This is a genomic window from Microbacterium sp. K41 (assembly GCF_004794395.1).
In the GTDB taxonomy this organism is placed as follows: Bacteria; Actinomycetota; Actinomycetes; order Actinomycetales; family Microbacteriaceae; genus Microbacterium; species Microbacterium sufflavum.
In genome coordinates this window covers 1-8836 of the sequence record NZ_SSDO01000341.1, presented here as the reverse complement: position 1 = coordinate 8836, position 8836 = coordinate 1, and the positions used below count along the sequence as shown (strand labels likewise).

Genomic DNA, 8836 nt, shown 5'->3' with positions numbered 1-8836 from the left:
GCCGTCGACGAGGGTGCGCACGCCGCGCTCGGCCGCGAGGTCGGCGATGCGGCGCGTGGGCAGCAGGCGGGCGGTGGGCGAGGTGATCTGGTCGACGACGATCAGCCGGGTGCGCGGGGTGAGGGCGTCGGCGAACAGCTGCACGATCTCGTCGTCGGGCGCGAGCAGCGGGAGGGCGACGGTGCGGACGGTCGCCCCGAAGCGGCGGGCGAGGCGTTCCGCCCCCATGGTGATCGCGCCGTAGCCCTGATCCGTCACCAGGATCTCGTCGCCGTGCTCGAGTCGCAGCGCGTTGTACACGACGGTCGCCGCGGCGGAGGCGTTGGGCACGAAGACGCTGTCGTCCGCCCGGGCGCCGACGAACGGGGCGGTGCGCTCCCTGGCGTCCTGCACGCGCTCGGCGATGCGGGGGAACCACTCGACCGGGCTGAGGTCGGCGCGGCGACGCAGGGCGTCCTGGTGCGCGACCACGACCGACGGCACCGCGCCGAACGACCCGTGGTTGAGGTGCACGACCGCGGGGTCGAGAGGCCAGGCGTCGCGCGCTCGCAGGCCGGAGTTCAGCGTGAGCGGAGCGGGGAACAGCGGAGCGGGCATCGGACCTCATCGATGAGTGGGGGCGAGTTGTTGCACAACTTTGCCACAAGGCCCCGATTTTGGCTACGAATCCGCGAAGATGAAACATAGTTGTCATACGAGTTTGTCGCGTGGAGCGGTTCCGACAGACTGCACGAGGGGCGGGGGTGTCAGGGAGGATGACGATGAGCGCACTCGACACGGCGTTGCACGGCCTGCGGGCGCTGATCGCCGACGGTGCGCTGCGCCCCGGCGACCGCCTGCCCAGCGAGGGGGAGCTGTGCGAACGGCTCGGCGTCTCCCGCGGATCGCTGCGCGAGGCCATCCGCACGCTCGCGGCGCTGGGCGTGCTGGAGACGCGCCACGGCTCGGGCAGCTACGTCAGCGAGCTGCGCGCGGCCGACCTCATCGGCAGTCTGTCCCTCACCGTCGGGCTGCTGCCCATGGCGGGAGTGCTGGAGCTGACGGAGCTGCGCCGGGTGCTCGAACCCCACGCCGCCGCACTCGCGGCCGCCCGCATCGACGCGGACACCGTGGCGGCGCTCGCCGCGGTGCTGGACGAGATCGAGGCCACGACCGACTTCGAGGCGCAGTCACGCCTCGACCACGAGTTCCACATGCGCATCTCCGCGGTCGCGGGCAACGAGGCCCTCACCAGCCTGATCGACGTGCTGCGCTCCCGCTCCCGGGCGTACCGCATCTCGGAGCCCGACGACGCCGCGGAGCTCAAGGTGCACTCCGACGCCGGGCACCGCGCGATCCTGCGGGGCCTCGCCGCCGCCGATCCCGTCGCCGCGTCGGCCGCGGCATCCGCGCACGTCGCGTACACCGAGTACTGGGTGCGGCGGTACTCCGGGCTCGACGACGTCCCGACCGCGGAGACGCCGTCCGCCTGAGTGCGCGCCGGCGGGGTCCGCTCAGCCGAGGGTGATGTCGACCTGGATCTCGGTCGCGAGTCGCTCCAGGTCGGCCCGCAGTGCGTCGAGGTCGACCGTCGGCGGCACCTTCGCGATCACCGACGCCTCGAACAGCCGTCCGCCCGCCATCGCCGCATCGCGGGTCTCGGTCGCGAGCTCCTCGATGCTCAGCGCGTGCGCGTTCAGCACGGCCGACACCTCCCGCACGATCCCGGGATGGTCGTTGCCGAGCACCTGCATCACCAGCAGCCGCTCCTCGTCCTCCTCCGCCACGCCGCGGGTCCCGGTGAGCACCGACAGCGTCAAGAGCCCCTGACCCTGGATCGCCCGGAGCGCGGTCTCCAGGTCGCCCGCGCGGTCGGTCGGCACCGACACCTCGATCACGCCCGCGAACGTTCCCGCGAGCTCGGCCAGCGAGCTGTTCTCCCAGTTGCCGCCGTGGGCGTCGACGACGTCGGCGACCGCCGCGACGAGTCCCGGCCGGTCGGCACCCGCGACAGTGAGGATGAGTGTGGTCATGGCCTCAGCGTAGGGGGCGTTCGGCGTTCGGGACATGCCCCTTGACGCGGGCGTCGTGCGCTCCGCTCAGCTGAAGTCGAGCGTGCCGCGCACGATGGAGTTCCCCGAGTGGGCCGGGTCGCCGTCGACCGGTTCGAACGAGATATCGACGAGGTCGTACTCGTCGAGGTCGACGTTCGCGGGGATGGCGAATGCGCCGGTCGCGGCGTCGAGCACGCCGAGGCTGATGAGCGCCTTCCCGTCGTTGCGGATGAGCCAGACCTCCCGGTAGTCCTCCGAGCCGACCTCGCCGTCGAGCGACACCGTGAGGGTGCGCGCGCCGTCGCGGTCCTCGTCCACCTCTGCCGTGCCGATCGCATCGGGGTGGTCGGGGAACGGGTCGAGCGTCGCCGTGGCGACCGTGACCGGCCGGAGCGCGGTCGAGATCGCCGTCCACGTGCTCACGCCCACGGTGACGACGAGGACCGTGACGGCGGCGAGCACCCACCAGCGGGCGGCGGTTCTGCGCTGCGGGCGTGGGGCGGAGGGCGGCTCGCCCGCTGTCGGTTCCGCCGGGCGGAGAGGGTCGGCCCGGAGCCGCTCCGGCAGGCCCAGCTCGTCGTGCATGCGCGCCCACACGTCGGCGGGCGGCGACTCCAGCTCCGCGTCGGCGACGGTCGACCGCGCGACACCCGCCGCGTGAGCGAGGTCGGCGATCTCGGCGGCGCACGCCCGGCACTGGTCGAGGTGCGCGCGCTCGCGCTCGGAGGCGACCGGCTCGCCGAGCGCGAGCAGGGCGAGCTGCTCGGGGTCAAGGTGCGACACGGTTGACCTCCAATCGGTCGCGCATTCGGGAGAGACTCCGGCGGATGTGGCTCTTCACGGTACCCAGAGGCATGTCCAGCCGCCGGGCGATCTCCTCGTGCGTCAGGTCGTCGAAGAACGCCAGCCGCATGACCTCGCGCGCCTCGGGTCGCAGCTGCCGCATCTCGTTCGCGATCAGGATGGACTGCGACAGGTCGACCGGTGCGCTGACGAGGTCGTCGGGAGAGGTGACGCGCATCATCTCCTCCTGCAGCCGCTGGATGCGGGCCCGCGACTCGTGCATGTCGGCGATGCGGCGCCGGGCGATGGTCACCAGCCACGTGCTCAGGCGCGCCTTCGACGGGTCGTACCCCGTTCTCGACGTCCAGGCCGACACGAACGTGCGCTGCGTCACGTCGGCGGCGTCGGCGCGATCACCGAGGGAGCGCAACGCGAGCGTGAACACCACCGGCGACCACCGCCGATACAGTTCGGCGAGGGCATCCTCGTCGCCCCGGACGAAGCGCTCGTTGAGCTGCGTCTCGTCGTCGGGGTCGTCCGCGGAGGTCATGCGCGCCTCCCTTCCGTTCGGGGCGTCGGGTGCGGGTGCTCAGGCGGGCCGTGCGATGGCGACGACATTATCGCGGTAGTGACCGGTCGTGCTGTCGAAGGGTCCTCCGCACGTGATGAGGACCAGGCCGGGCGGGCCCTCCCTGGCGAACAGCTCCCCGGTGGGGAGAGCCGCCTTCTCGTAGAAGGCCAGCGACTCCACCGCGTAGGTCCGGGGCACGCCGTTCGCGTCGGTCACCTCGACGGTCGCTCCGGCGCCGAGCTCACGCAACCGGGAGAGCGGGCCGATGGGGTATCCGACGGCGTCCACGTGCGCGGCCAGCACGACGAGTCCGGCCGTGCTGGCGGCATCGGCGCCGTACCGGTACCACCCCGCCACCGCCGGGTCCTCCGGGAGCTGCATCTGCCCTGTCGGCTCCACTCCCACGTCGACCACGGTCATGTCGACGCCGAGGTCGGGGATGCGCAGCCGGGTCGGAGGGGTCGTGGGCTGCGGTGCGGGCAGCTCGGCGGAGTGCGTCTCCGGGCGCAGCGTCGAGGTGGGGGCGGGCGACGGCGAGCGTGGGGGGTCGGCGGGGGGATCCGACGTCATCACCTCGCCCGCCCCCACGGGGGTGCAGGCGATCAGGAGCGCCGCGCACGCGGCACCGCATCCGGCGAGGAGTCCTCGCCGGATGCGGCGGCGCAGCGCCCCCGGTCTCATCGGCGCGCGATCCGCTGACGGCGCACGGCGACGGTCGCACCCGCAGCCGCGATCATCGCCAGGCCGATCAGTGCCGTCGCCAGGACGATGGCGGTGTCGGCGTCCCGCTGCGCCGCGTAGCCCGCGGTGCCGGAGGGCACGCCGCCGGGGTTGGTGTGCAGTCCCGAGACCGTCTGTGCGGCGATGGCGAGGGTGCCCTCCTCGGCGCTGCCCCACGCGTACAGGATCGTGAGCACGCCGTCCTGCACCGCCACGTCCTGCGGGCCGAGCACGGGGTCGGTGGTGCCGGCGAGGGCGACGGCGGCCGAGACGTTCCCGGCGGGCAGGTTCAGCGTCGCCTCGTTCGGGTTGGTCAGGTCCTCGACCACCGGTGAGCCGCCGGCGAGGATGTCGACGGCGGGCGCGGCCGCGACGTGACGGACCGTGAGCCGCCCCTGGCCGGGTGCGGTGGGGGACGTGTCGTTCGTGAAGAGGTTCAGCCCGGGGTCGCCCGCCTCGGTGAGGTGCGCGACGGCGGTGTAGTTGGCACCGGCCGTGAGGGTCAGCGTCGCCGGGCCGAGCACGGGCGCACTCGCGTCGGCCGCGTCCGGCGCGGTCAGCGCGACCTCGTAGCTGCCGGCGGGGAGTTCCAGCGGACCGGCCAGTGAGCCGGGCTGGAAGTCGTCGATGGTGCGCTCGCCGTTGACGTACACGTCGACCGGGGTGTTCGGGATGGCGTGCAGCACCGAGAGCTGGGCGCTGCCGGTGGTCGCGGCGGTCGCGGGCGTGGCCAGGGCTGCTGCGGCCAGTAGTCCGACGACGAGGCCGGCTGTGGTGATTCTTCGCACGATGCTCCTCCTTGAACAGGGGCGGCGGTCGCCACCCATTGCCCCCTTATTCCGGGCCAGGGCGGTCGGCGGATGCACCCGAACCCGATCTTGTCGGCACTCTCCGGTCCCGGTGGTGCTTTTTTAGACGGTGCCCAGAAACTGATGGACTTCGATCGGGACCGCGCGCATAATCGCATCCACACACCCGGACCCGGCAAAGGAGCACGCCATGAGCGACACGAACCACCCCGCCGAACTGTTCTCGTCTTCCACCGGCCCGACCGGCGCCTCCATCACCGACTGGACCGATCTCGGCCGGGAGATGTGGGCGTACCTGACCGGCCGAGGAGCGGCGGTGAACTACACCTTCGAGGACATGACCGTCGAGGTGCCGCGCGACATCGGCCCCGACGCGCCCCGCGCCACCTGGAAGTTCACCGGCACCCTGCGGGTGACCACGAGCGACCGCGCCACCGACGGACCGCACGCCGCCTGAGCGGATACGACCATGATCCGCCTCGACATCGACCTGGAGGTCGAGCACCGCGGCCCGGACGACGACACCCCCACGCGGTTCACCGTGCACGCGGCGGGACGCGAGGTCGTCATCACGATCGCGGACACGTCCACCCTCGGCGGCATGGGTCGCCGCGACCTCGCGCAGCTCGCCCCCGTCGCGGACGGCCTCGCGCGCCGCGGCATCCGGGTGCGGGTGGAGGGACCGCGCGGCACCCTGGTGGAGCTCGGCGACGTGCGGTCGGGACCCGTGGGTCGCGCGGTCGCGGGATCACCGCACATCCGGCTCGGCCACCTCACCACGTTGCTGACGGAACTGCAGCGCCGCGACCGCGACCGCGGCGGCGGCTCGCTGCTCTCCATCCCGCCCGGCACGCTGTTCCCGCTCGTGCCCACCGTGGTGCGCCACGTCCGCCGTCGCGTGACCACGACGCACTACCTGCCCGGCTCGGGACGCCCGCGCCTGATCTTCTCGGTCGGCTCGGGCGACTGGGACCGCAGTCGTCCGCGCGAGTTCGACCTGCTGCCCGACCGGACCGTGATCGGCTCGAGTCCCGACGCCGATCTGCGGCTCGACGGACTCGAAGCGGTGCACGCCGAGATCCGGCACAACGAGGACGACGAGTACGTGCTGTACCCGCACGCCCCCACCGGCGGCGGGTGGCCGAACCTGCCGCACAGCTCGGACGGCGCGCGCATCCTCCGCACGGGCTCGCGGATCGAGCTGGGCACCTGGCGCCTCGCCTACTACCGGGAGGAGTTCGCCGACCACGGTCGTCCGTTCGGCGGGCGCCAGGGCGGGGAATACGAGTTCCAGAAGCAGCAGCCGGTGCGACCCTACGGCTCCGGCGAGCTCGGCTGACCCGGCACCGCGAGCGTCAGTCCGCCCAGACCCCGGTCGCCAGGAAGTGCTCGAGGCGGGCGCGGTGCGGGGCGAGGTCCCACCCCTGCTGCGCGACCCACTCGTCGGAGTAGTAGGTGTTGGCGTAGCGCACGCCGCTGTCGCAGATGAGGGTCACGACGCTGCCGGACTCACCCGCGGCTCGCATGCGAGCGATGAGCTGGAACGCACCGGAGAGGTTGGTGCCGGTGGAGCCGCCCGCCCAGTGCAGTGTGCGCTCGCGCAGCAGGCGGATCGCGGCGATCGAGCCCGCGTCGGGCACCTGGATCATCTCGTCGATCACGGTCGGGACGAAGGATGCCTCCACGCGGGGGCGGCCGATGCCCTCGATGCGGCTCGGGCGCCCGGCGGGCGGGTCGACGGTCCCGGCCCAGCCGTCGTAGAAGGCGGAGCCCTCGGGGTCGACCACCGCGATCCGGGTGTCGTGCCGGCGGTAGCGCACGTAGCGGCCGAAGGTCGCGCTCGTGCCGCCGGTGCCCGCACCCATGACGATCCACCGCGGGATCGGATGCCGCTCCTGGGCGAGCTGGCTGAACACGCTCTCCGCGATGTTGTTGTTGCCGCGCCAGTCCGTCGCGCGCTCCGCGAACGTGAACTGGTCGAGGTAGTGGCCGCCGCACACCGACGCCAGGCGCTGGGCCTCCGGCGACATGTCCTCTGCGCGGTCCACGAAGTGACAGGTCCCGCCGTAGAACTCGATCAGGTCGATCTTCTCCTGCACGGTCGACCGGGGTACCACGGTGATGAACGGCAGACCGAGCATCCGCGCGAAGTACGCCTCGGACACGGCGGTCGACCCGCTCGACGACTCCACCAGCGTCGTGTCCTCGCGGATGCGCCCGTTCACCAGCCCGTACAGCAGCAGCGACCGCGCCAGCCGGTGCTTGAGCGAGCCCGTCGGGTGCACCGACTCGTCCTTCAGGTACAGGTCGATGCCCCACTCGGCCGGCAGCGGGAACAGGTGCAGGTGCGTGTCGGCGCTGCGATTCGCGTCGGCTTCCAGCAGGGCGATCGCGGTGCTGGTCCAGTCGCTCATGTCTTCGAGCGTAGTGGGGCTGCCCTCAGCCGACGGTACCCGCGGGCGAGGCCCCGCCGTCGCCGTCGACGTGCAGCAGCGACGCCTGCGACTGCTCCTGCTGCAACTGGAACTCGAAGCGCGAACGGTCGCCGCGGTGGTAGGCGATGAAGTACTCGATGGGCGTGCCGTCCTCGCTGCGGCTGACGCTGCGCAGCCGGAGCAGGGCCGAGCCGGCGCTGACGCCCAGGTGCTGCGCCTGCTCGTGCGTGGCGACGGTCGCCTCCGCGGAGCGCACGCCGTGCGTCGCCACGATGCCGTGCATCGCCAGCAGCCGGTACAGCGACCCCTCGGTCAGGTCGGCGCCGAGCGTGACCCCGCCGACGGCCTCGGGCATCCACGTGGTCGACAGCGACCAGGGCTCCCCGTCGACGTGCCGCAGCCGCTCGAGCGCCACCACGGGCGACCCGACCGGCACTTCCAGCGCCAGCGCGACCTCCTCGTCGGCCACGGTCTGCTCGTGCCGCAGCACGTCGCTGTGCACGTGCCCGCCGCGACGCTCCACGTCGTCGTACAGGCCGACGAGGGTGTGCACCAGGCTCTCGCTCGTGCGCGGGCGGGAGACGAACGTGCCCTTGCCCTTCACCCGCTCGACCAGCCCCTCGTGCTCGAGCTGCGCGAGCGCTTGGCGCACGACCGTGCGCGAGATGCCGTAGCGCTCGCACAGGCGGTGCTCGCCGGGCAGCGGGTCGCCGGGCTGCAGGCCGTCGCGGGCGATGCCGTCGATGATCAGCTGCCGCAGCTGGTCGTACATGGGGGCGGCGGAGTGGCGGTCGATCGCGTCCTCGACGGTGGTCATCAGTACGCCACCCCCGCGTGCAGGATCACGTTCGCATACGGGGTGAACTCGCCGGAGCGCACGAACGCCCGTGCCGTGCGGGTGCGCTGCTTGAACTCGACGTGCGGCACCAGCTCGATCTCGAAGCCCATCCCGGCGAAGCGCTCGCGCAGAGCATCCAGCACCTCCGGGCTCTTCTCCGCGACCTCCGCGGATACCGTGACGCCCTCCACCACGAGCTCGGCGAGCACGGTGTCGAGCACGTCGAGGAAGGCGGGGGCGCCCGGGCGGTAGGCCAGGTCGATGCGCTCCGACCCCGGGGGGATGGGAAGGCCGGCGTCGGTCACGACGATCGTGTCGGTGTGGCCGGTCTCGCTGATCACCCGGGACAGGGCGGGGTTGATCGTGGTGGACGTCTTGCGCATCGGTGCTCCTGGCTGGTCAGTTCGCGACGGGGGCGGTCTCGCGCTCGGTGAGGAACGCGTCGACCTCGGCGCGGTGCGGAAGGCTCGGCGACGCGCCCTGCTTCGTGACGGCGAGGGCGCCGGCGGCGGTCGCCAGGCGCACGGCGTCGGTGAGGGTGCTGCCGCTCGCGAGGGCGGCACCGAGGTAGCCCGCGTAGGCGTCGCCCGCGGCGGTGGTGTCGACGGCCTCGACGGGGAACGGCGGGACGACCGTCGCGCCCTCCG

At 72.6% G+C, this 8836-nt stretch carries 13 protein-coding genes; 3 read left to right on the top strand and 10 right to left on the bottom strand.

From position 1 onward, the window contains the following. On the bottom strand, positions 1 to 597 hold a 597-nt coding region (locus tag DW309_RS10305), incomplete at its 3' end, for an aminotransferase class V-fold PLP-dependent enzyme (protein WP_136045318.1). A gap of 164 nt (positions 598 to 761) precedes the next feature. Between DW309_RS10305 and DW309_RS10300 the strand changes: the two genes are divergently transcribed. Then, positions 762 to 1472: a FadR/GntR family transcriptional regulator gene (locus tag DW309_RS10300; RefSeq protein ID WP_136029435.1), complete on the top strand. Its 711-nt coding sequence runs from the start codon at positions 762 to 764 to the stop codon at positions 1470 to 1472. Positions 1473 to 1493: 21 nt separating this feature from the next. Here DW309_RS10300 and DW309_RS10295 read toward each other — a convergent pair whose 3' ends face one another. The 5 genes from DW309_RS10295 to DW309_RS10275 all read right to left on the bottom strand — a co-directional run bounded on the left by DW309_RS10295 (position 1494) and on the right by DW309_RS10275 (position 4895). Continuing rightward, positions 1494 to 2012 carry a glycine cleavage system transcriptional repressor gene (locus DW309_RS10295; RefSeq protein ID WP_136036054.1) on the bottom strand — a complete coding sequence of 173 codons (519 nt, stop codon included), beginning with the start codon at positions 2010 to 2012 and terminating at the stop codon, positions 1494 to 1496. Positions 2013 to 2078: 66 nt separating this feature from the next. Continuing rightward, positions 2079 to 2816 carry an anti-sigma factor gene (locus DW309_RS10290; RefSeq protein WP_136045317.1) on the bottom strand — a complete coding sequence of 246 codons (738 nt, stop codon included), beginning with the start codon at positions 2814 to 2816 and terminating at the stop codon, positions 2079 to 2081. Further along, entirely contained in the window at positions 2803 to 3366 is a 564-nt protein-coding gene (locus tag DW309_RS10285; protein WP_136036703.1) for an RNA polymerase sigma factor, read from the bottom strand. Before DW309_RS10285 ends, DW309_RS10290 begins: the two co-directional genes overlap by 14 nt. Before the next feature lie 39 nt (positions 3367 to 3405). After that, complete coding sequence (locus tag DW309_RS10280; protein WP_240753180.1) at positions 3406 to 4068, bottom strand: class F sortase; 663 nt, start codon at positions 4066 to 4068, stop codon at positions 3406 to 3408. Continuing rightward, positions 4065 to 4895, bottom strand: a complete 831-nt coding sequence (locus tag DW309_RS10275) for a DUF4397 domain-containing protein (protein ID WP_136045316.1) — start codon at positions 4893 to 4895, stop codon at positions 4065 to 4067. The genes DW309_RS10280 and DW309_RS10275 overlap by 4 nt, the downstream gene beginning before the upstream one ends. A 211-nt stretch (positions 4896 to 5106) precedes the next feature. On the opposite strand from DW309_RS10275, the gene DW309_RS10270 reads away from it, so the two are divergent. Continuing rightward, positions 5107 to 5373 carry a hypothetical protein gene (locus DW309_RS10270; RefSeq protein ID WP_136045315.1) on the top strand — a complete coding sequence of 89 codons (267 nt, stop codon included), beginning with the start codon at positions 5107 to 5109 and terminating at the stop codon, positions 5371 to 5373. A gap of 12 nt (positions 5374 to 5385) precedes the next feature. Then, positions 5386 to 6255, top strand: a complete 870-nt coding sequence (locus DW309_RS10265; protein ID WP_136045314.1) for an FHA domain-containing protein — start codon at positions 5386 to 5388, stop codon at positions 6253 to 6255. Between the two features lie 16 nt (positions 6256 to 6271). Here DW309_RS10265 and DW309_RS10260 read toward each other — a convergent pair whose 3' ends face one another. The 4 genes from DW309_RS10260 to DW309_RS10245 all read right to left on the bottom strand — a co-directional run. Beyond that, on the bottom strand, positions 6272 to 7330 hold the full coding sequence (locus DW309_RS10260) for a PLP-dependent cysteine synthase family protein (RefSeq protein ID WP_136045313.1): 1059 nt from the start codon (positions 7328 to 7330) through the stop codon (positions 6272 to 6274). A gap of 25 nt (positions 7331 to 7355) precedes the next feature. Next, the gene (locus DW309_RS10255) at positions 7356 to 8168 is read right to left on the bottom strand and encodes a GntR family transcriptional regulator (protein ID WP_136029450.1); all 813 of its coding nucleotides are present in this window, start codon (positions 8166 to 8168) and stop codon (positions 7356 to 7358) included. Continuing rightward, the gene (rbsD, locus tag DW309_RS10250) at positions 8168 to 8572 is read right to left on the bottom strand and encodes a D-ribose pyranase (RefSeq protein WP_136045312.1); all 405 of its coding nucleotides are present in this window, start codon (positions 8570 to 8572) and stop codon (positions 8168 to 8170) included. Before rbsD ends, DW309_RS10255 begins: the two co-directional genes overlap by 1 nt. A 16-nt stretch (positions 8573 to 8588) precedes the next feature. Next, positions 8589 to 8836, bottom strand: a 248-nt coding sequence (locus tag DW309_RS10245) for a PfkB family carbohydrate kinase (protein WP_240745393.1), incomplete at its 5' end; no start/stop codon positions are given.